Source organism: Noviherbaspirillum sp. FW303-A3, from assembly GCF_058788695.1.
In genome coordinates, this window is sequence record NZ_JBYTAZ010000001.1 from 597227 (window position 1) to 618032 (window position 20806).

17 protein-coding genes are annotated in these 20806 nt (G+C 60.5%); 8 read left to right on the forward strand and 9 right to left on the reverse strand.

Annotated features, from left to right (window positions below):
* The first annotated feature begins 294 nt into the window (after nt 1-294).
* Nucleotides 295-1287, forward strand: a complete 993-nt coding sequence (locus AC3WOY_RS02880; RefSeq protein WP_492420868.1) for a porin — start codon at nt 295-297, stop codon at nt 1285-1287.
* 151 nt (nt 1288-1438) lie between these two features.
* Here AC3WOY_RS02880 and AC3WOY_RS02885 read toward each other — a convergent pair whose 3' ends face one another.
* The 8 genes from AC3WOY_RS02885 to AC3WOY_RS02920 form a co-directional block, all read right to left on the reverse strand.
* Nucleotides 1439-3025: a tetratricopeptide repeat protein gene (locus AC3WOY_RS02885; RefSeq protein WP_492420869.1), complete on the reverse strand. Its 1587-nt coding sequence runs from the start codon at nt 3023-3025 to the stop codon at nt 1439-1441.
* Between the two features lie 156 nt (nt 3026-3181).
* Nucleotides 3182-3613 carry a hypothetical protein gene (locus AC3WOY_RS02890; RefSeq protein ID WP_492420870.1) on the reverse strand — a complete coding sequence of 144 codons (432 nt, stop codon included), beginning with the start codon at nt 3611-3613 and terminating at the stop codon, nt 3182-3184.
* Nucleotides 3614-3690: 77 nt separating this feature from the next.
* Complete coding sequence (locus AC3WOY_RS02895) at nt 3691-6864, reverse strand: CusA/CzcA family heavy metal efflux RND transporter (protein ID WP_492420871.1); 3174 nt, start codon at nt 6862-6864, stop codon at nt 3691-3693.
* Between the two features lie 18 nt (nt 6865-6882).
* Nucleotides 6883-8433, reverse strand: coding sequence for an efflux RND transporter periplasmic adaptor subunit (locus tag AC3WOY_RS02900; protein ID WP_492420872.1), 1551 nt, complete (start codon nt 8431-8433; stop codon nt 6883-6885).
* Nucleotides 8434-8442: 9 nt separating this feature from the next.
* A complete protein-coding gene (locus tag AC3WOY_RS02905; protein WP_492420873.1) occupies nt 8443-9735 on the reverse strand; it encodes a TolC family protein in 1293 nt (430 codons plus the stop codon).
* A gap of 87 nt (nt 9736-9822) precedes the next feature.
* Nucleotides 9823-10170 (reverse strand): cation efflux protein, CzcI family, encoded by a 348-nt coding sequence (czcI, locus tag AC3WOY_RS02910; protein ID WP_492420874.1) that lies wholly within the window; start codon nt 10168-10170, stop codon nt 9823-9825.
* A 13-nt stretch (nt 10171-10183) separates the two neighbouring features.
* A complete protein-coding gene (locus tag AC3WOY_RS02915; protein ID WP_492420875.1) occupies nt 10184-10948 on the reverse strand; it encodes a transglutaminase-like domain-containing protein in 765 nt (254 codons plus the stop codon).
* Nucleotides 10949-11097: 149 nt separating this feature from the next.
* Entirely contained in the window at nt 11098-13578 is a 2481-nt protein-coding gene (locus AC3WOY_RS02920; protein ID WP_492420876.1) for a heavy metal translocating P-type ATPase, read from the reverse strand.
* Nucleotides 13579-13670: 92 nt separating this feature from the next.
* Here AC3WOY_RS02920 and cadR point away from each other — a divergent pair, with 92 nt between their 5' ends.
* The 5 genes from cadR to AC3WOY_RS02945 all read left to right on the forward strand — a co-directional run bounded on the left by cadR (nt 13671) and on the right by AC3WOY_RS02945 (nt 19178).
* On the forward strand, nt 13671-14126 hold the full coding sequence (gene cadR, locus AC3WOY_RS02925) for a Cd(II)/Pb(II)-responsive transcriptional regulator (RefSeq protein WP_492420877.1): 456 nt from the start codon (nt 13671-13673) through the stop codon (nt 14124-14126).
* 339 nt (nt 14127-14465) lie between these two features.
* Nucleotides 14466-15521 carry a porin gene (locus AC3WOY_RS02930; RefSeq protein ID WP_492420878.1) on the forward strand — a complete coding sequence of 352 codons (1056 nt, stop codon included), beginning with the start codon at nt 14466-14468 and terminating at the stop codon, nt 15519-15521.
* An 865-nt stretch (nt 15522-16386) separates the two neighbouring features.
* Nucleotides 16387-16728 (forward strand): CzcE family metal-binding protein, encoded by a 342-nt coding sequence (locus AC3WOY_RS02935; protein WP_492420879.1) that lies wholly within the window; start codon nt 16387-16389, stop codon nt 16726-16728.
* A gap of 300 nt (nt 16729-17028) precedes the next feature.
* Nucleotides 17029-17715, forward strand: coding sequence for a heavy metal response regulator transcription factor (locus AC3WOY_RS02940; protein WP_492420880.1), 687 nt, complete (start codon nt 17029-17031; stop codon nt 17713-17715).
* Entirely contained in the window at nt 17712-19178 is a 1467-nt protein-coding gene (locus AC3WOY_RS02945) for a heavy metal sensor histidine kinase (RefSeq protein ID WP_492420881.1), read from the forward strand. Before AC3WOY_RS02940 ends, AC3WOY_RS02945 begins: the two co-directional genes overlap by 4 nt.
* A 47-nt stretch (nt 19179-19225) precedes the next feature.
* Here AC3WOY_RS02945 and AC3WOY_RS02950 read toward each other — a convergent pair whose 3' ends face one another.
* Nucleotides 19226-19546, reverse strand: a complete 321-nt coding sequence (locus AC3WOY_RS02950) for a DUF4148 domain-containing protein (protein WP_492420882.1) — start codon at nt 19544-19546, stop codon at nt 19226-19228.
* Between the two features lie 416 nt (nt 19547-19962).
* On the opposite strand from AC3WOY_RS02950, the gene AC3WOY_RS02955 reads away from it, so the two are divergent.
* The gene (locus tag AC3WOY_RS02955; protein ID WP_492420883.1) at nt 19963-20211 is read left to right on the forward strand and encodes a hypothetical protein; all 249 of its coding nucleotides are present in this window, start codon (nt 19963-19965) and stop codon (nt 20209-20211) included.
* Between the two features lie 68 nt (nt 20212-20279).
* The gene (locus AC3WOY_RS02960; RefSeq protein WP_492420884.1) at nt 20280-20582 is read left to right on the forward strand and encodes a hypothetical protein; all 303 of its coding nucleotides are present in this window, start codon (nt 20280-20282) and stop codon (nt 20580-20582) included.
* The last annotated feature ends 224 nt before the right edge of the window (nt 20583-20806 follow it).

A 20806-nucleotide genomic window follows, 5' to 3' on the forward strand; every position in this document is an offset into this window, starting at 1 on the left:
GCATTTTGCCCCCGTCACATGCGATGTTTTTTGGCCCCGTTACCGCCCGCCGGCTAAATTTTCCGCCGCTCAATTAGTGAGCCGGACAAAGTCGCCGAATCGTTGTAAGGACGAGACAAAATCTGCGTTATTCGGTGAAAACACGAAAATTACTTTGTCGTCCACGCCGGACTTTGATGAAATTACGCCTAGCTTCTTAGCAAATTACGCAAGAAGCTGTTTGGCGCGACGCTTACCTGCGCAGCGCCAAGGGTCTAAAAACAATTTAGCTCGATAACCTTTGGGGATTATTCAATGAAAAAATCGCTTTTGGCACTGGCAGTTCTGGGTGCGTTCGCAGGTGCTGCTAATGCACAAACCAACGTCACGATCTACGGTATCGTCGATGCCGGCCTCGTGCGCGAATTCGGCACCGGTGCTGGCACAACCTGGAAGCTGACCAGCGGCGTGCGCAACGGTTCCCGCCTGGGCTTCAAGGGTTCGGAAGACCTCGGTGGCGGCCTGTCCGCCGTCTTCCAACTGGAAAACGGTTTCACCACTGACACCGGTGCACTGGGCCAAGGCGGCCTGCTGTTCGGTCGTCAGGCGTACGTCGGTCTGTCCAGCAAGACTGCTGGTTCGGTCACCTTCGGTCGTCAGTATGCACCGATCTTCGTTGCGCAAGACTCGATCGATCCGTTCGGCACCGGCCTGGCTGGCGCTCTGACCAACCTGGTTGGCACCACCGTGCGTGTGAACAACTCGATCAAGTACAGCAGCGCCAATATCGCTGGCTTCAATGCCGACGTGCTGTATGGTCTGGGTGAAGTTGCCGGTAACACCTCCGCATCGCGCACCCTCGGCCTCGGCCTGAACTACGCGAACGGCCCGGTGATGGTTACCTTCGCACACAACAACGCGAACAACGCAACCGACACCAACAAGACCAAGCTCTCCCTGCTGGGCGGCACGTTCGATTTCGGCGTTGCCAAGCTGCACGCTGGGTTCCAGTCCGAAAAGGACAACGCAGCACTGGACGCACGTGACTGGATGCTGGGCGCCTCCGCTCCGGTGGGCAGCGGCAGCTTCATGGCTTCCTACCTCCGCCGCAACGACCGCTCCGCGCTGAACCGCGACGCAGACCAGATCGCTCTGGGCTACGTGCACAACCTGTCCAAGCGTACCAACCTGTACACCTCGATCGCCCGTATCGAGAACGACAATGGCGCAGGCTTCACCGTCGGTAACGCAACCGAAGGCGGCACCACCAACAAGGCATTCAACGTTGGCGTTCAGCACCGCTTCTAATCAGCTGGGGGGCGTAAGCTCCCTGCTGTAGATGCATCTCCCTCCTGCGCTACATCGTGGCGTGGGCAGGATAAAAGAAGCCGCATCGGCAACGATGCGGCTTTTTTCTTGCCCGTGACCCGTCACACCGGCTGCCAGTTCACCGCTTGTATTATCCCCGCACGAGATGGGCAGCCGTTGGGAGCCGCCGGATCTGCGGGCGGAACATGGCCTCCGCGTCTTCTTCGCTCAGCGCCACCAGCTTGCGGAACAGGTAAAGCCGCTTCTGATACGCCCCCTCCGGGCCGCTCGCGCTGCAGTCGATGTTCGCAAACAGGCGGACGATCCGCGACAGCGCGCGGCGTTCATCGATGGTCTGCAGCAGTACCAGGCGCCGCGTGCTGCGCCCGTAGGTGCCGCGGATATCGACTAGCAGGCAGTGACGCCGGTCCGCGGTGTTGACGTCGAGCAGGATCGCCTCCGGAAACGAGAGACCGAACAGTGTTGCCAGTTCAATCCGGGCGACCAGGAAAGGGTGGTTTCTGATCACGTCGGCGTCGAGCTGGCGTTGTGCACTCACCGCCCACGGTGCCGGCACCGGCAGCGACGCGATCTTGCGCAACAGCCGGTGTGCCTCTGCGCTATCCTGGGCCGCCGCCTTGTGCAGCCAGTACGCGGCCCGCACATCATTCTCTTCGTCCTCCGTGCGTGCGCGCCATGCGTGTGTGCCCAGTTCCAGTTGCGCGGCGCAGTCGCCCGCTTCGGCAGCCCGCTCAAGGTAGTGCTGCACTTCCTTCCAGCCATGCTGCCCGGCATTTGGACGGCGCAGGATCTTTGCCAACGCTGTCCAGGCAGTCGTCACCCCCTGCTCGCCGGCCTGGGTCAGCCAGTGGATCGCCTGCTTGTAATCACTGTACTTGGGAGCATTCTCGGCCCAGTTGCCACTGGCGTCCGCGCGCGCCAGCCAGAGGCCCAAAGCAAACTGCGCCTCCCTGTCGCCACCGCGCGCGGCCAAGGTCCAGAAGCGTTCCACTTCTTCCGGCTGGAATGCGCCGCTGGCGTGCAGCGCCTGCGCACAGCGCGAAAGCAGCAGTACGTCTTCGGCGGCAAGCGGTGCCGCGGATGCTGTGCCGCGAATGCCCGCGGCAATAGTACGCGCCACTGGCAGCGCCCACCGCAGGAAAGTCCCCCGGTCGCCGGTCGACCATGCGTGCACGGCCAGCGCGCGCTGCGCCTGCACCGCGCCATTTTCAGCAGCGCGCGCAGCCCAGTCAAGTGCGGCCTGCCGCTCATTGGCCGACACTGGCGGCGCACCAGCTGCTGCCGGTGCGCCAGACGGAAAGTAACTGTTCACGCCTAGCTGCTGCATCAGCAGCAACTGCGCCTCGACGATGCCGCCACGCGCGGCGGCCTCGAGCGCGGCGACCGCCTTGCTGCGTACCAGCGGATCCTGCGCGCCGCCACGCTCGCTAAACGCCAGTTTGGCAAACACGACGCCGGCCTGTAGGTGACCGGCATCGAATGCCCGTTCATACCATTGCCGCACATGCACGGGTTGCTGCGCCTGCAGCGCAACCTCAAACGGAATGCGGTCGGCAATCAGCGCGGCGGCTTCCGATTCATGCGGTGCGGCGCGTTCGAGCCAGTACAGCGCAGTCGTCAGATTACGCGGCAAGCTCACACCGCCGCCCAGATACTCTTTGCCCAGCGCCAGCTGGGCGGCCGCATCGCCCGCACGCGCGGCCTGGATCAAGGCCATTTCTTTTCTTGTTGCCATATCCTCTACGTGGTCATTCCATTTCGGCTACCGCTCTCGATGATGATGCACCGGCGGCCCATCTCACGGTCAGCACGCAGGCCAACATCAGCGGCGCTACGTGTTGCTGCCGGCCATGCGTGGCGGCGCCGGCCATCGTCACTTCAGCGTGAACTTCACGTTCTGCGTCTTGCCAGCGAGTTTCACGCTGCCGGCCACCTTGGTACCCGGCTGCACCTTGAAATTCCCCTTGGCCTCCAGCTTGTTCTCGCCGACGGGTGCCAGTTTCACATCGGTCTTTCCGGAGGCCGACAACAGTGTCAGTGCCGCCGACGCATCCTTGGTGTCGACAGGCTTGCCGTGGTCATTGACGTACAGCGTGATGCTGTCCGGCTTGGCGACCAGCTCGTAGTTCACGTCCTTCACGACCGAGACTACGCCCCCGTACTGCGGCTTGACATCGTGCGCATGCTCGCCGCCCTTCTTGTCGTCGTGGTTGTGTCCCTTGTGGTCATCGGCAGCGAAAGCGGCGTGCGATACAGATAGAGCGAGGGCAGCGAACAGTGCAGCGGAAAGCTTCGACAATTTCATGGTTTCTCCTTCAGGTTAGATAGCAATAACGGAAATTTGATGAAGCCATGTGAGCTCTCGAGCACACGTGGCTATGGTCAAGCAGGCACGGAAACTGGCTTTTCTTCTAAAGCGATTTCTGCCTCTTCGTCTTTCCGATAGGCGAGCCCATACAGCAGCGGCAGCACCAGGAGCGTCAGCGCCGTCGACGACAGAATGCCGCCGATGACAACCGTGGCCAGAGGACGCTGAACCTCGGCGCCGGTTCCCGTGGCAATTGCCATCGGCACGAAGCCTAGCGACGCGACCAATGCGGTCATCAACACCGGGCGCAGGCGCGTCAGCGCACCTTCCCGAATCGCCTGCTCCAGTGACCGACCTTCCTCACGCAAGGTGCGGATGAACGAGATCATCACGAGGCCGTTCAGCACTGCCACGCCGGACAGCGCAATGAAGCCGACCGCGGCAGAAATCGACAGCGGGATGCCGCGCAGCCAGAGCGCGACAATGCCCCCAGTCAGCGCGAACGGGATGCCGCTGAAGACGAGAAGGCCGTCCTTGATGTTGCCGAACATCGCAAACAGCAAGGTAAAGACCAGCAGCAACGCGACCGGCACCACAACCTGCAGACGCTGGGTGGCCGACTGCAACTGCTCGAACTGGCCGCCCCAGGTGGTCCAGTAGCCGGCTGGGATTTTCACCTGCTGCCGGATCTGCGCTTCGGCCTCCGACACGAACGAACCGATGTCGCGCCCGCGCACATTGGCGCTGATGACGATGCGGCGCTTGCCATCCTCCCGACTTATCTGGTTCGGGCCAGGCGCCAGTTCCAGGCTGGCAATTTCACCCAGCGGGATGAAGGCGGTACGACCATTGCCGTTTTCCCCACGCGGCAGCGAGATGGGCAGGCGCTTGATTGCTTCGAGATCAGTGCGCAGGCGTTCCGGCATACGCACGATAATGTCGAAACGGCGGTCCCCTTCGAATAATGCGCCGGCGTCCTTGCCGCCGATCGCTGTCGCCACGGTTTCCTGTACATCGGCGACATTCAAGCCATAACGTGAAGTCTTGTCGCGGTCGATGTTCACGGTCAGCATCGGCAGTCCGGTGGTTTGTTCTACCTTGACCGCATCGGCACCGGGAATCCGTCCGAGGACCACAGCAATCTTCGCGGCAGTGTCGTTCAATGCGTCCATGTCGTCGCCAAACAACTTGACTGCGACGTCGCTACGCACACCGGAAATCAATTCGTTGAAACGCATCTGAATAGGCTGCGTGAACTCGTAATTACTGCCAGGCACTTTGGCGACCGCCGCTTGAATGGCCGCTGTGAGCTCGGCTTTGCTGCGTTTAGGCACCGGCCATTCCGACTCCGGCTTGAGCATCACAAAATTGTCGGCAACGTTGGGCGGCATGGGGTCGGAAGCAATTTCCGGGGTCCCGATCTTCGCGAACACGCGCTCCACTTCCGGAAATTGCTTGATCGCCCGCTCAAGCTCGCTTTGCATCGTCACCGATTGAGACAAACTGGTTCCCGGAATACGCAAAGCGTGCAGCGCAATATCCCCTTCGTTCAGACTCGGGATAAACTCGCTGCCCATGCGGGTGGCAAGCAAGGCGGACAGGATCACGGCGACAGCCGTGAAGGTCAGCACGACCGACTTGTTCCCCATAACCATGTCGAGCGCCGGTGCATACCAGCGCTTGGCGCCCTGCATCAGAATGTTTTCCTTTTCCGCGACCTTGCCACGGATGAACAGAGCCACGGCCGCCGGAATGAAGGTCATCGACAGGATCATCGCGCCGATCAACGCAATGACGACGGTGAACGCCATCGGATGGAACATCTTGCCTTCGACCCCGGACAGCGCAAAGATCGGCAGATAGACGACCATGATGATGAGCTGGCCGTACAGCAATGGCCGCCGCGCCTCCTGCGACGCCGCGAACACCTCGTGGAAGCGCTCCGCCCGCGTCAGCGGCCGGCCGTGCAGCGCTTGCGCATGGGCCAGGCGGCGCACGCAGTTCTCCACGATCACGACTGCGCCGTCGATAATGATGCCGAAGTCGAGCGCACCCAGGCTCATCAGATTGGCGCTGACCTTGTTGCCGACCATCCCGGTGAAGGTGAACAGCATCGACAACGGAATCACCAGCGCGGTGATGACTGCCGCCCGGATATTGCCCAGAAAGAGGAACAGGATCGCAATGACCAGCACCGCGCCCTCCAGCAGGTTCTTTTTCACCGTGCTGATTGCCTTGTCGACCAGGATCGTCCGGTCGTAGACGGTAATGGCCTGCACGCCCTCTGGCAAGGTGCGGTTAATCTCCACCATTTTCTTGTCGACCGCCTGCGACACCGTGCGGCTGTTCTGGCCAATCAGCATGAAAACCGTGCCGAGCACGACTTCGCGGCCGTTTTCGGTGGCGGCACCAGTGCGCAACTCGCGTCCGATCTCGACGTCGGCCACATCGCGGATACGGATCGGCACCCCCTGCACATTGCTGAGGATGACGTTGCGGATGTCTTCCATCGACTGCACCTGGCCGGGTGCGCGGATCAGCAACTGCTCGCCACGCTTTTCGATATAGCCTGCGCCGGTATTGTTGTTATTGCGGTCCAGCGCGGTGACGATGTCTTGCAAGGTCAAGGCATACGAGGCGAGCCGTTCCGGGCTCGGTGCGACTTGGTATTCCTTGGCATAGCCACCGATGGTATTGATTTCGGTGACACCGGGAACGTTGCGCAGTTGCGGCTTGATGATCCAATCCTGGATTTCGCGCAAATCGGTCGACGTGTACGGCGTGCCGTCCGGTTTCTTCGCACCTTCCTTGGCTTCCACCGTCCACATGTAGATTTCGCCTAGACCGGTTGAAATCGGCCCCATTGCAGGCGTAATACCGGCCGGCAAGCGTTCCTTCGCTTCCTGAATCCGCTCATTCACCAGTTGGCGGGCGAAGTAAATATCGGTGCCATCCTTGAAGATCACCGTTACCTGCGACAAGCCGTAGCGCGACAGCGAGCGGGTCTGTTCAAGATGCGGCAAGCCCGACATCACGGTTTCAAGCGGAAACGTAATGCGCTGCTCGGTTTCCAGTGGCGAATAGCCGGGCGCTTCACTGTTGATTTGGACCTGCACATTGGTAATGTCCGGCACAGCGTCGATCGGCAGCTTCTGGTAGCTGAAGATACCAATCGCTGCCATGCCGAACACGGCCAGCATAACCAGCCATCGCTGCTCGATGGCAAAACGTATGATGCGTTCAAACATGATGTTGTGCCTCTCGCATCAGTGGGTATGTTCGGCGCTGGCCTTGCCCAGCTCCGACTTGATGACAAAACTACCCTGGCCTGCATACCGGCTGCTTGCCTTCATGCCGTTCACCACCTCGACCAGCTTGCCGTCGCTGCGGCCAAGCGTCACCGGTGTAGGGAGGAAGCCGCCTGGCACCTGGACGAATACGGTGGGCTTGTCATTGACGGTGTGGATCGCTTCGGTGGAGACGGCAACCGGCACGTCGGCTTCGTTCGATACCACCTCGACATTGACGAACAGGCCGGGACGCCACGCCATCTGCGGATTGTTCAGCGTCACGCGGGCCTTCGCGGTCCGAGTCTGCTCACCGAGCAGCGAGCCGACGTAGCTGATTGTTCCCGGTGCCTTGGCATCGAACGCGGTAGCCCTCACAGTTACTTTCTCGCCGACGCGCACCAAACCTAGGTCTTTCGGCGGCACGGCAAGTTCGGCCCAGACGGTGGACAGGTCGGAAATCGTAAAGATGCTCGCGTCTTCCTTCACCGCTTCGCCGAGCGAGATGTGCTTTTCCACCACAATGCCATCAAACGGCGCCCGGATTTCGTAGCTGTTGAGCGCACCAGAACCACCGGCACTTGCGCCGAGGGCGGTCAGCTTCTGCTGTGCGTTGCGTACCGAGATCTCGGCTTCCTGCATCGCTTGCTCCGCGTGCAGGTAGTCCTGTTCTGCCGAAATCTTGTCTTGCCAGAGCTTCTTTTCGCGTTCGTAGGTCGTCTTTGCCAGTGCGAGGCGCTTTTGCGCGGCCAACAACTCGCTGCGCTGTTCCGACAGGTCGGTGCTGGCGATCACGGCCAGTACCTGCCCCTTTTTCACTTTCTGCCCGAGATCCGCATGGACCTTCTCGACAACGCCGGCGAGACGCGGCACGACGTGAGCGGTGCGGTCTTCGTTGAAATGGATTTCACCCGGCAGAGTCAGTGCGCTCTTGATCTTTGCAGCACCGGCCGTCTGGATCGTTACACCGGCCGCTTTGACCTGCGCGTCACCCAGCTCGATCTTGCCTTCCTGTTCCGCAAAGCTGAACAGGAACGGTTCGCTCGCCGTCTGTGCCGCTACTGTCGCCTCAAAAACATGAGGCTCGGCGACCGGCGTGGTGCTCTTCAGGTAGTCCTTTTCCGGCTTGAACGCGATTTCCTGCTGCTCGCCGTCCGGACGGGTCAATGTCACCGATACCGTGGCGCTATTGGGTGGCACGGGCTTGTCCTTGTTGAACAGGTAGACGTGGAAGCGTGGTTCACCGCCTTCCTCGGCCAGCAGGATCTCCAAGCCAAAGTCTTCCTCGGCAAACAGCTTGCCGCCATGCGGGCCTTTCGCTTGATGTTCATCTTCATGGCCTTCGTGCTCATCGTGGCCGTGCTTGTCTTCGCTATGACCTGCTTCGGCATGGGAGTCCCCGTGGCCACCGTGGCCATCGCCTGCCGGCTTGGCGTTGTCCATAGTCAGGATCAGGGAGCCCAGCAGCGCGCCAATGATGACAATGGTGGCGATGGAAAGGGTTTGTTTCTTGGTCAGGTTGATTTTCATGGGTAACTCTTATTGCTTTGTGGCGTGCAGAGGTTCGCCGAGAATGCGGTCGATGTCAGCGGCGGCACGGTGCGCTTCGGACAGAGTGCGCAGGTATTGGGCTTGCGCTTGGAGCAAGGTGCGTTGTGCATCAAGCACGTCGAGGAAACCGAATTTGCCGTACTCGAAACCCTTGGTCGCCGCTTCGTACGCGCTTTGCGCGCCAGGCAGGATTTCCTTTTGCAAGGCCTCGGCCTCCTGGCGCGCAATGTTCAGACGCTCGTAGGCTTGTGCGATCTCGCCGTCCAGTCGGACCTCGGTCGCCGACAGCTCGTCACGCGCCTTGTCGGTGCGACGCAGGGCTTCCAGTACATTGCCGCGGTTGGTATCGAACAGTGGCAGGGGAATGGAGACACCGACAATCGCCTGGTTGCGGCCCAGCTCTTCGGAGCGCTTGACGCCTAAGCTAACGGTCAGGTCGGGAATACGGCGGCTGCTTTCAAGCTGTGCCAACGCGTGGCGGCGGTCCAGTTCGGAACGGGCTCGCAGCATCGCCGGGGCTGACGCCGCCCGTCCTGTCAGATCCTTCAGGTCTGGCAATTCGGGCAATGCATCGAGCCGGCCGTCGGCGCGCTCGAACTGCGGAACCGGGTTGCCCCAGGTTGACGCCAGTCGTTTGCGTGCAGTTGCCAGTTCCACCTTGGCCTGACTCAGTTCCAGTCTCACGCTTGATTCAGCGACCCGCGCCCTGGTTTCTTCTACCGGCGAGACCTTGCCGGCAGTCACGCGGCGGGCTGCGACGTCGGTCCCGCGTTGCGCGAGCTGAGCCGATTCTTCCGCCAAACGCAGGCGCTCCTGGGCAGCAAGTACATCAAAGAATGCGGTGATGACGGCGCCGCGTACCTCCGCACGCTTGGCCTGGAATTCGGCAACGGCGGCATCCTTGCCGCGCTCCGCCGCAGTTATACGGGCACCGCGCTTGCCGCCCAGCTCGATCGGCTGGTTGAGCACGAACGTCGTTTCGCGCGCCTCGCGGCGGCGGTCTTCCACCGACATTTCCAGCGCAGGATTCGGCAAGACGCCGGCTTGCAGGACGGTTGCTTCGACTGCTTGCAGTTCGTGCCTGGCGGCAGATAACTCGGCATTGGTATCGAGCGCCATGCGCAGTGCCGCTGACAGCGAGAGTGCTCCGGTGCCTTCGATCATGCGGGTAGGCTGGCCGGACGCGGCCGGCAAGGCCGTGTGTCCGGGCGCGGCAGCGGTTTGCGCGGCCGCGGGTACGATGACTGTCGCCAGACTCAGCGACAATAACAAACGGTACATCGAATTCTCCTGATGAATGGAAAAGAATTCGACGAGACGACGTCAGAAATTATAGGATTACAAAAAAGGCGCGAGCGTCTCGTCGTGCTATGCGACGATGCACCAGTCGGGCCGCTGCAGGCCGTCGGGGATATGGGAGGAATAGGGTCGAGCGGGCAGCTCGGCATAGGTCGAGCCATGCGGCACAACGATGTCGGGCGCCGTGGTCAGGAACGATGCCTGGCACGCCAAATGGCAGTACGCGCAGTCTGCATGGACTTTGGCGGTCGGATCAGCGTCGTCCGGCGAATCGGGTTGCGCGTCATGCTGATGCGAGTGATGGCCGAAATGCTGTGCCGTGTTCTCGCCCTCGTGCTGACAATACGCAGCGGCCGCAGCCCAGGAGAACTGGAGCGGCAGCAATGCAAGCAGGAAGATGAGCAAGAGTCGTTTCACGGGCGGAATCATATCATTGAACGCGCGCGTTTTTTGCGGCGCACCCTGTTCCCTGATCAAAAGTTACTTCACCTCTGCGAATTTGTTCCACGCGTGCATTGAGCCGGTGACGAATAAACTTTGAAAAAAGCCACCGTTTTAGCGGCGTCATGTTGACGCCGTCCGCGGCGTAAAATTCGTCCGGCGAATCATAGATGCCAAGATCTCGCGCAAGGCCTTCCTGCTGGATCGCGGTATCGCAGCCTTTCCATTCAACGTCGGGCTGCGCAATGTTTCTCGTTGCGATGGCGTAACCCGTGAATCCGGTCACCGGCACCGACGACCTGGATGCTGCTTGCTGGACAACACCGAGGTAGTCATTGTCCAGAATCACCCCTTCCAGCTTGACCCATTTCCCGTTGAACCAGATCTCGGCCCAGCTGTGCAGGATTTCGGCAGGTGCCAGCGTAAACCAGAGACCGGTGACCGCGCCGCGCTGCAATTCCTTGTCGATGGTCGCTCCGTGGAAGCGGCACGGAATCCCGAGTGCCCGCAGCAGCGCCATCAGTAAAGTCGTCTTGGTATTGCATTGCCCGTAACCATCGACCAGTACGCGCGACGCCGGCAGGTCATCCAACGCGTTATAGCCGAACCGGATCTCATTGCGCACGAAGTCATAGGCAGCACGTATTTTTTCAAATTCCGACGGCATCGCATCCCAGCCGCGCGCCGCCAGCAGCGTGCGGATCGCCGGCACTTCATAGTCCATTAACGGTGTGGGTTCTAGGTATTTTTCCATGTTGGGTTGCTTGCCGCATTTATCTCGTCGATATGAATTGCTGGGCGTTGACTCCCGCTGAAAGCGCTGTCGCCGCCATCGCGTCAAGGACGTACCGCTCTGAGTCGTTGAGCAAAATGACAACACCTCGCCGACCGGCCGTCGTCCTGTCAGCGCCGTGCCGGCGCCCCCTGCACCGCCGGTGCCGCAGCGGCGCCGGCATCGCTTGCGCTTGTGGCACCGGCTTTCAACAAGCGCAGGCCGTTGGCGACCACGATCAGGCTCGCGCCCATGTCGGCGAACACCGCCATCCACAGGCTTGCCTTGCCCATGAACGCCAGCACGAAAAACACGCCCTTGATGCCAAGCGCCAGCGCAATGTTCTGCTGGAGGATGGTCGCCGTCCGGCGGCTCAAGCGAATGAATTGCGGAATCTTGCGCAGGTCGTCGTCCATCAGCGCGACGTCGGCGGTTTCGATTGCGGTGTCGGTACCCGCCGCCCCCATCGCCAAGCCGATACTCGACTTGGCCAGCGCCGGCGCGTCATTGATACCGTCGCCGACCATGCCGACGGTGCCGTGTGCGGCCAGTTCGGCTTCGATCGCCGCCAGCTTGTCCTCCGGGAGCAGGTTGCCGCGTGCATCATCGATGCCGACATTCTGCGCAATGACGGACGCGGTTTTCTGGTTGTCACCGGTGAGCATCACGGTGCGCACGCCGAGCGCGTGCAAGTCCGCAATCGCCTGCCGGCTGGTCTCGCGCACGGTATCGGCAACGCCGACAACGGCGATCGGCGACACGTCGTCACACAGCACCACCGCGGTCTTGCCCTCTCCTTCCAGCCGGAACAGCACCGCTTCTGTTTTTGCATTGCAGATACCCAGTTCTTCCACCAGACGGTGGTTGCCCAGGTAGAACCAGCGACCGTCGATGCGCCCCTTGACACCGCGTCCCGTAATCGCTTCAAAATCGGCGACCTCGACGATACGCGCTGTGGACTGCTGCTCGTTCCAGTGAGCAGTGATGGCCCCGGACACCGGATGGTCGGAGCGTCCGGCCAGGCTCGCTGCCAGCGCCAAGGGTTCGGTGCCGGCGGACCGCAGCGGAATGACGTCCGTCACCACCGGCCTGCCCTGCGTGATGGTGCCGGTCTTGTCCAGTGCCAGCGCCTTCAGCAGGCGGCCCTGTTCCAGGTAAGCGCCGCCCTTGATCAGGATGCCGCGCCGTGCCGCAGCCGCCAACCCGCTGACGATGGTGACCGGCGTCGAAATCACCAGTGCGCACGGGCAGGCGATTACCAGCAACACCAGTGCCTTATAGACCCAGTCCGACCACGGCTGGCCGAACACCACGGGTGGCACGACGGCCACGAGCAGCGCAACCGCGAATACGGCCGGCGTATAGACCTTCGCAAACTGGTCCACGAAGCGCTGCGTCGGTGCCCGGCTGCCCTGCGCTTCCTCGACGGCGTGGATGATGCGCGCAATGGTCGACTGCGTCGCTTCCGCACTCACGCGGAATTCAAACGATCCGCTTTCATTGATGGTGCCGGCGAACACGTTATCGCCCACCGCCTTGGCCACCGGGATGCTTTCGCCGGTAATTGGTGCCTGGTTCACCGCCGACTGGCCGGCCACCAGCACGCCATCGAGCGGGATGCGCTCGCCCGGCCGCACACGCACCACGCTGCCGACTGCCACCTGCTTGGCGTCGACCTCGCGCCAGCTACCGTCCGCCTGTCGCACGGTGGCCTTGTCCGGCGCCATCGCCATCAAGCCGCGAATCGCATTGCGGGCACGGTCCAGTGACAGCACTTCGATCAGCTCGGCCAGCGCAAACAGGAACATCACCATCGCCGCTTCCGGCCACTGCCCGATCAATACCGCACCGGTCACCGCAATCGACATCAGCGCATTGATATTGAGGTTGCGGTTCTTGAGCGCGATCCAGCCTTTGCGGTAGGTGTCTAGACCGCTTGTCCCAATTGCGATCAGCGCCAGCGCAACGACCGGCAGCGACGCGTCATCGCCGGTGGCGAACGCGAGCGCTTCCGCCGCCAGCGAAGCCACGCCGGCAGCGCCCATCAGCCACCACTGCTTGCGCGACACACCAGGCGCAACCGTTTCTTGCTTGGCGCCCCCGGGCAACGCGTCCGGTACCGCATTCATCCCGATCGCCTGTAAGGCCGCCAAGATCGGCGCCGCGTCATCGAAACTGTGGTTGACCGCGAGTTTTCGCTGCATCAGATTGAATTCCAGCCCAGTGATCCCGGGCAGCGCGGCGAGCTTGTTGCGAATCAGCGCTTCCTCGGTCGGGCAATCCATGTTCTCAATGCGGAACACTGCGCGCTGCGCGGACGCTTCTGCGGTGCGCCCTTCGACCACCGGCGCCAGGTCCAGCGCCTCGATCGCGGCCATGATCGGTGTCGGATCGGGCAGTCGGTGCTGCACGACCAAACGTCGTTGCATCAGGTTAAAACTTAACTGGTCGATGCCGGCCATCCCGCCGAGCTTGTTCCGGATCAGCGCCTCTTCGGTTGGGCAATTCATCTTGTCGATTCTCAGTGTCAGCACATCGACGGCCGGCACAGCCTTGGCGACGGCCGTCGGTTGGCTGCTGCAGCCGCACGCCAGGTTAGAACAATTGCTCATGGCGAACTCCGGTCAGGATTTCTATAATGCGTATTACACACCCTATAGCAACTATAGAGTCAAGGCCTGGATTTGATTGCAATTAAGGAAATATGACGACATCGCCATTGAAAATCGGCGACTTGGCAAAAAAAACTTCTTGCCTGGTTGAGACAATTCGCTATTACGAGCAACAGGGCTTGTTGCCCACGCCGGCGCGGTCCGAAGGTAACTTTCGCTTATACAACGATACACATGTGGAGCGTCTGCAATTCATCCGTCACTGCCGTTCGCTGGACATGACGCTGGACGAAATCCGCAGCCTGCTCAGCTTCCGCGATGCACCGGAAACGAATTGCGGCGAGGTCAACATGCTGCTCGACAAACATATCGAGCACGTGGCGCACCGTATCGAAGAATTGACGGCACTGCAACGGCAACTGACTGAACTGCGCAACCAGTGCCAGACAGCGCAGGCGGCGAAGGACTGCGGGATCCTGCAAGGATTGGCACATGGGGAACCCGCCGCCGCGGCCAAGCTCGGCACCCACGGCGGCGGTTGTCATTGACGGCAGGTCCGCGTCGGGCAGCATCAGTGCGCCCCTTTACAGTTGAGCATACGTGATCGAGCATCGCCGGCCCGGCTTGCTCGGAAAATGCGACTGATCCTTCCATCCATACGTCGTGCGCCGTGTACACCGTGGCCAACGCGACACTGCTCTCCGCGTTGCAAATTAACAACAAGACGCAGACTGCGCCGCTCAGCTGTCTGTCACTGAAAGCTAACTGACAGCCTCCATCCGTCAAGCTTCGGGCAGCGACCATGCACGCCATTTTCGCTCGAACCGCGGCGCGGCGTCACGCGCGTCACTGCCGCCATCATCAAACAAAATCAGTTGGAGGATTACATGAAAAAAACCGCCTTTACGCTCGCGCTGTCGGCCATGGCCGCCACCGCCGCGCACGCGCAATCGAACGTCACGGTGTACGGCTTGCTCGACGCGGGCGTTGAATATGTCAGCGATGCCAATGCGGCCGGCGACAGCCTGCTCCGACAAAGCTCCGGAGGCACCAACACCTCGCGCATCGGCTTTCGCGGCACCGAAGATCTGGGCGGCGGGCTGAAGGCGCTGTTTCAGCTGGAAGGCGGCATCCTGCTCGACACCGGTGCGTCGGACGGCGCGCTGTTCGGCCGCCAGGCAAACGTCGGACTGGAAGGCGGCTTCGGCCGCGTGATTGCCGGCCGCTCCTACAGCACGACCTACGATTTCCTGTTGCCGTTCGACCCGATGGGCTATGCGCCGCTGTACTCATGGGCGACCTCGAGCAACGCCACCGGCGGCCGCAGGGATGGCATGCTGACCGGCGTGTCGAACCTGATCAAGTACCAGGGCACGTTCAACGGCGTCAAGCTGGGTGCCAGCTATGGTTTCGGCGAAGCCGCCGGGAGCACGACCGACAGTGCGCGCCTGGTACTGGGTGCCGGCTACGCGACCGGCCCCTTCAGCGTCGCGGCCGTCGTTGACCGCGCGAACGGTACGATTGTCGCCGGTGGCGCCTATGACAAGACGGATACCGTGCATCTCGGTGCCGCGTATGAACTGTCGAAAAGCATCAATCTGAAAGGCGGCTACCGCAACTACAAGCGATCGCTCGCCTCCGGCGCAGCCGATTTGCGCAGCGACCTGTACTGGGGCGGCGTGAACTATAGTGCGACACCGACCGTGACATTGACGGCGGCACTGTACCACCAGAACATCAAAAATGTCCCCAGCGGCACCGACGCCGATCCGACCATGCTCGTGCTGCAAGCCAAGTACGCATTATCCAAGCGTACCTTCCTGTACGCGACCACTGGCCATGTACGCGGCAAGAACGACCGGCTGGTCAGCTTGTCGCGTGACGATGCCGGCTTCGGCACCAGCCAGACCGGTGTTGCGCTCGGCGTCCAGCACCGCTTCTAATCGCCCCCAACCCTGCAGCAAAGGCGCCAACCGTCGCCTTTGCTTTTCCACCGCGCACGGCGCAAGACTCGCGCGCCATTGTCGTCATGCGTGATGATGCCGGCCGTCCGCATGATATCCGGTTGTTCGACGCAATCGAAACACTCACCATTTGCTGGGTGCGGTACGTCTGGTCGGACCTGCGGGGACTTCATCTCACCTAGACCGGGATCAAGTGATCGATACTGCTACCGTGCGCAATTTTTTTGCCGCGCACATCATTGAACGTCGCCCCGCCGACGCAACGCGGCATCGAAGCTGCTAGAATTCCGCACATGCGCAGAGTCTTCGCATTCTTCTTGCTGGTACTGATATCGCTGCAGCTCTCATGGGCGGCAGTGGGAACGTACTGCCGGCACGAAATTGACCAGTCGGCCCGTCATTTCGGCCATCACCTGCATCAACATCTGGAAGGGGATGGGCCGGGTTCCGATAAAACATCCCTGCCCAAGGCAGCGCATGCCGACTGCGGAATGTGCCAAGTCGGCACATCGTTGATTGCCCCCGCCGAGTTATCTACTCACGTTCCCAATAGCGCGAGCCCACAGTTCGCGACCCCGTTAGCGTTTCTCCCGGATTCTCCCTTGCCTCCGCCTGAACGCCCGAAATGGGCACACCGCGTCTGATCCAACTGGCATCTGTGCCGGACGTCGCGACCCCGCATTGCTCCCACACTGACTCGCTCCGCGCCTACGCGCGGCTGCAGGCAATGCGCACCAGGTTCCGCGCGCCTGAATAGATTGCTCACTCGGCGCGCCCCGTGAAAAGGCGGCGCCGTAGACCACGCATCCCTAGTAACTGTAATTACTTCAATCAGGATTGAATCATGAACTTGACACCACGACTCCACGCCTTAATGCTGGCTGCACTCCTTACATCTGCCAGCGCGTCCACACTGGCAGCAAATCAGGCTGCGCCGCTAGGCAACCCGGTCCCTGTTTCGGGATCGCAACAGACCATCGAACTGCAACCGGGAACACGCTATCTCAACATTGAGCAGGGGCAGACATTAAAGTTTGTCGCGAAAGGCAAGGCCTTCGCGTGGAATTTTGACACGTTTGGACTTCCGGTCTTCAACCTGTCCGATATTGCACCGAAAGACGTGGATGTCGGCAATGTCAGGGTGTATATAAGCCCGGACAGAACGTATGCGGGAGGCGCAAACTAGCAGCATTGGCCTTGCTCCACTTCGGATAGATGTCACTAACAGCGGGTAGCGTCACTCCCCTCCGCGTCGACGTCTGCCTGCAAGTGGACACCCCAGTCAAGGGCGCCGCGCTGTACAGGCGCCCTTGCTTTGTTTAATGGGCAGCCACTTGATTGCGCGATGCGCGTCCATATGCAGAATCGCGTTAGAGCCGCGTCCGCACGATCTCAATTGGCAACGATTACATTTTTGTAATGTTGTTGGCGTCGGCAGGCGGCTCACGGATAATCCTGACTCGACCGCCACGCATGAGGAAAGAAAATGAAGATCCTGGTTGTCGAGGACGAACGCAAGATGGGTGACTACCTGAAACAGGGGCTCGATGAAGCCGGTTTCGTGGTCGACCTGGTCCGCGACGGGATTGACGGCTTGCATCAGGGATTGAACGGGGAATACGACCTGGCAATCCTGGATGTCATGTTGCCCGGAATGGATGGCTGGCAGATCCTGCAATCGATGCGCAGGGCCGGCAAGGAAATCCCCGTGTTATTCCTGACCGCGCGCGACCACGTAGACGACCGCGTCAAGGGACTCGAAATGGGCGCCGACGACTACCTGGTCAAACCGTTCGCTTTCTCCGAACTGCTGGCCCGGGTACGGACGCTGTTACGGCGTGGAAGCAAGAGCCGGGGACCGGAAATCCTGCAGGCGGCCAACCTTGAAATGGACCTTCTGCGACGCCGGGTTACCCGCGGTGGCACGCGCATCGACTTGACGGCCAAGGAATACTCGCTGCTTGAGCTGCTCCTACGGCGCCAGGGTGAAGTGCTACCCCGCTCCCTCATTGCGTCCCAGGTCTGGGATATGAACTTCGACAGCGACACCAACGTGATCGAAGTCGCGGTACGCCGGCTGCGGGCGAAGGTCGATGACGACTTCCCGGTGAAACTGATTCACACAGTACGCGGCATGGGGTATGTGCTGGATTCGGATGGGCGGGATCGATGAAACGCCTCTCCCTGACCAATCGACTGACCTTGTTGTTCGCCCTCACATCGGCCGCGATGTTGCTCGGACTCGGACTGGTGGTCAACTCCCTTGTCGAGCGCCATTTTGCCGAACTCGACACTGAGGCATTGACCGGAAAGCTTGAACTTGCGCGCAATACGCTCGCCAAAGTCCGATCGAGAGCCGACATGAAGACGTTGCCGCAGCAATTGAATGCTGCACTGGTTGGCCACCCTGGCATGGCGTTGGTGATCCGGTGGCCGGATGCGGCGACATTGATTACCGTCAGCGGCGAGGACTCCCCGGCCAAGCAGCTCATGCAGACCCGGGTGCGTGACGACGCCACGCCCGTATGGCAATCGGGTAACGACGACAAGCCGTATCTGCGGATGGCTGCGACCGCCCCCCTTGGGTTCTCCGAAGCGCCACCGGCAATTGTCGATATCGCGCTCGATATTTCGCATCACGAGCATTTCATCTCGAACTTTCAGTTCGCACTATGGCTCATCGTCATTCTCGCGGCAGTGGTCAGCGGGATCCTGGGACGCTTCGCGGTCAGGAAGGGATTGGAGCCGCTACGCGCAATCAACCATGCCGCGTCCGCGATAACCGCAAACCGCCTGGATCAGCGCCTGCGGGCAGATACGGTACCCGTCGAACTGGAGGAGCTGGTTCATACCCTGAACATGATGCTGGGGCGCCTGGAAGAGTCGTTCCAGCGACTGTCCGACTATTCCTCGGATCTTGCACATGAGCTGCGCACGCCAGTCAGCAACATGCTGATGCAAACGCAAGTCATCCTTTCGAAGGAGCGAAGCGCGGACGAATACCGAGAGATCCTGTATTCGAACATGGAAGAGTTCACGCGCCTGTCGAGGATGATCGCCGATATGCTCTTTCTAGCAAAGTCGGAGCATGGCTTGGTCGCACCGTTCAATGAAACCGTTGACATTGGCCAGGAAGTCCGCGACCTGTTTTCCTTTTTTGAAGTGCTCGCCGACGGCAAGAACCTCGCGCTCGTACTGGGCGGCGAAGGTCATGTCCACGGTGACCGGATGCTGCTGCGTCGCGCGATCAGCAATGTCTTGTCAAATGCCATCCGACATTCGAGTGCGGAGGGCGAAGTCGTCGTGAACTTGAAACGCTTGGACGATGGCGCCCTTGCCATCCGCATTACGAACCGCGGAGATACCATCGCACAAGAGCATATCCCGCGGTTGTTCGACCGCTTTTACCGTGCCGATAGTTCAAGGCATGGCTCCGCCGAAGGCGCCGGGCTCGGACTGGCCATCACAAAGTCAATCTTCTTGCTGCATGGTGGATCGATCAGTGTCGAGTCCCGGGACAGCGTGACGTGCTTCGAGCTGCGCTTGCCGCCGAATCGCGTTCAGGACGGCAACTGGACCGCGCCTCATTCAATTCAATCAAGAATTCCTGCAGTCTCCACGGGCGCCAGTGAATAGCGCTTGGCGGCACAGCGGTTCGTCGCTGCGCCGCCAGTGTATTTGCGTTATCGACCGCTGGTGTAATCCACCGTCCGTGTGCCATTTTTCGCGGCGTCGATCATCTCGGCGCGCACTTCGTCACGCGTACGTGTGCTTTTCGCCACCGGCTGGTGCGGATAATCGTGCTCCGCGCCCCCCCGGATCAAGCCTTGCGCGCGTGCCTCGTTCAACTCCGCGATCACTTCGGCCCGTGTCTTGGTCGACTTGATGTGCTCTTGCCAATTGTCGCCACGATCTCCCAACCATTTGTCGTTTGCTGAAGCGATCGTTGCAGACATGGCCACCATAGTCGTTGCGGCCAGAAGAATAAGTTTGCGTGCTTTCATGATGTACCCCTTGATGAGTGACTGAGCGTCGTTGCAATCGGATCGCGACATCGCTGATCCATGCTTGCAGTCTAGGATGGGCTGCCCGACAGAAACGTGACAGAGAAATTACAGGCGCGTTATATAGAACGATGCGGTAGTCGCTCTGTACATGCAGAGGTGCTACCTGATCTACGGCCTCTGTCGCGGCCATGACAACACCATGCATCTAGGTGTGGGGTGGGTGCCGTCACTTCAGCGGCAGCGGCCTTCACTTCGCGACTGGCACGCTCCGCCACCCGCGCGTATTTTCCTTGTTTTTCAAGTAGTTAGCGACTTGTCGCTCAATCCGTCTCGATACTGGTACGGTCCCTGCTGTAGATCTGGCGAGCCCGACAAACCGCTCATCCAACCAACCGACTTTTCAGGAACACACCATGACTACATTAACGATCATCGATCTATCCCATGCCAAGGACCTCGACGGCGCTGCCATGTCGGCAGTCCACGGCGGCATGTTCAAAGGCATGCCGGCCTTCTGGATGCCCTTTCTGGGCTTGCCGCAAACCGACGTTGCCTTGAATCCTTCCCAATTCATTGGCCAGAGCCAGAGCGTGGTCAACAACAACGGCAACAATGCCGCGTTCGTCGGCGTTCCGGCACTCGGAGGCGTCCCAACCGTGTAACACCAAAATCGACAAGGGCCCAAAACCGGCATCCGTCGAACTGCACATTCCACTTCAGGAGATCCATCATGACCGCACTACTGATCAAAGACCTTTCCGCCGAAACCGAACTGGACGCCGTAGCAATGTCCGCTGTCCGCGGCGGCACCTGCTACACACCGCCGTCCAGCTACATGCCGGCATACTGCTCGCCATCCTACGGTAAGCCCCAAGTCGGCCTGCCCTACGGCGACTTCAAATTCAACGCGGCCCAATCCATCGGCCAGGTGCAGAACGTCGAGAACAATAACGGGAACAACGTCGCTTTCGCCAGTGGCATCACGTCTACCGTAAATCCGACGCAGACCGCAAACAACAACATTAACTTCTGACGTTCGTAGTCAGTCCGGCGTGCAGCCCCTTAGTCTTCACGCCGGGCTTCCCCCTTTGAAAGCATCCTTGCGGACCACCGTCGTCAAGATTACATGTCTGTAATCTACGGAACTTCGGCCTGCAACTGTTTATCATTACGTCTGTCACTCAGGGACCGATCTTGATTCGATTGATCTGAGTCAATAAAAATGCGTGCCTTGATTGCGTAGAATAAAAGCGTCAC

Bases quoted from the DNA above. Each gene is read 5' to 3' on its own strand.
- AC3WOY_RS02880 (WP_492420868.1), top strand. From the start codon at position 295: ATGAAAAAATCGCTTTTGGCACTGGCAGTTCTGGGTGCGTTCGCAGGT.
- AC3WOY_RS02885 (WP_492420869.1), bottom strand. From the start codon at position 3,025: ATGGCCTTGATCCAGGCCGCGCGTGCGGGCGATGCGGCCGCCCAGCTG.
- AC3WOY_RS02915 (WP_492420875.1), bottom strand. From the start codon at position 10,948: ATGGAAAAATACCTAGAACCCACACCGTTAATGGACTATGAAGTGCCG.
- AC3WOY_RS02950 (WP_492420882.1), bottom strand. From the start codon at position 19,546: ATGAAAGCACGCAAACTTATTCTTCTGGCCGCAACGACTATGGTGGCC.
- AC3WOY_RS02900 (WP_492420872.1), bottom strand. From the start codon at position 8,433: ATGAAAATCAACCTGACCAAGAAACAAACCCTTTCCATCGCCACCATT.
- AC3WOY_RS02930 (WP_492420878.1), top strand. From the start codon at position 14,466: ATGAAAAAAACCGCCTTTACGCTCGCGCTGTCGGCCATGGCCGCCACC.
- AC3WOY_RS02895 (WP_492420871.1), bottom strand. From the start codon at position 6,864: ATGTTTGAACGCATCATACGTTTTGCCATCGAGCAGCGATGGCTGGTT.
- AC3WOY_RS02905 (WP_492420873.1), bottom strand. From the start codon at position 9,735: ATGTACCGTTTGTTATTGTCGCTGAGTCTGGCGACAGTCATCGTACCC.
- AC3WOY_RS02935 (WP_492420879.1), top strand. From the start codon at position 16,387: ATGAACTTGACACCACGACTCCACGCCTTAATGCTGGCTGCACTCCTT.
- AC3WOY_RS02945 (WP_492420881.1), top strand. From the start codon at position 17,712: ATGAAACGCCTCTCCCTGACCAATCGACTGACCTTGTTGTTCGCCCTC.
- AC3WOY_RS02940 (WP_492420880.1), top strand. From the start codon at position 17,029: ATGAAGATCCTGGTTGTCGAGGACGAACGCAAGATGGGTGACTACCTG.
- AC3WOY_RS02920 (WP_492420876.1), bottom strand. From the start codon at position 13,578: ATGAGCAATTGTTCTAACCTGGCGTGCGGCTGCAGCAGCCAACCGACG.
- AC3WOY_RS02960 (WP_492420884.1), top strand. From the start codon at position 20,280: ATGACCGCACTACTGATCAAAGACCTTTCCGCCGAAACCGAACTGGAC.
- AC3WOY_RS02890 (WP_492420870.1), bottom strand. From the start codon at position 3,613: ATGAAATTGTCGAAGCTTTCCGCTGCACTGTTCGCTGCCCTCGCTCTA.
- AC3WOY_RS02955 (WP_492420883.1), top strand. From the start codon at position 19,963: ATGACTACATTAACGATCATCGATCTATCCCATGCCAAGGACCTCGAC.
- cadR (WP_492420877.1), top strand. From the start codon at position 13,671: ATGACGACATCGCCATTGAAAATCGGCGACTTGGCAAAAAAAACTTCT.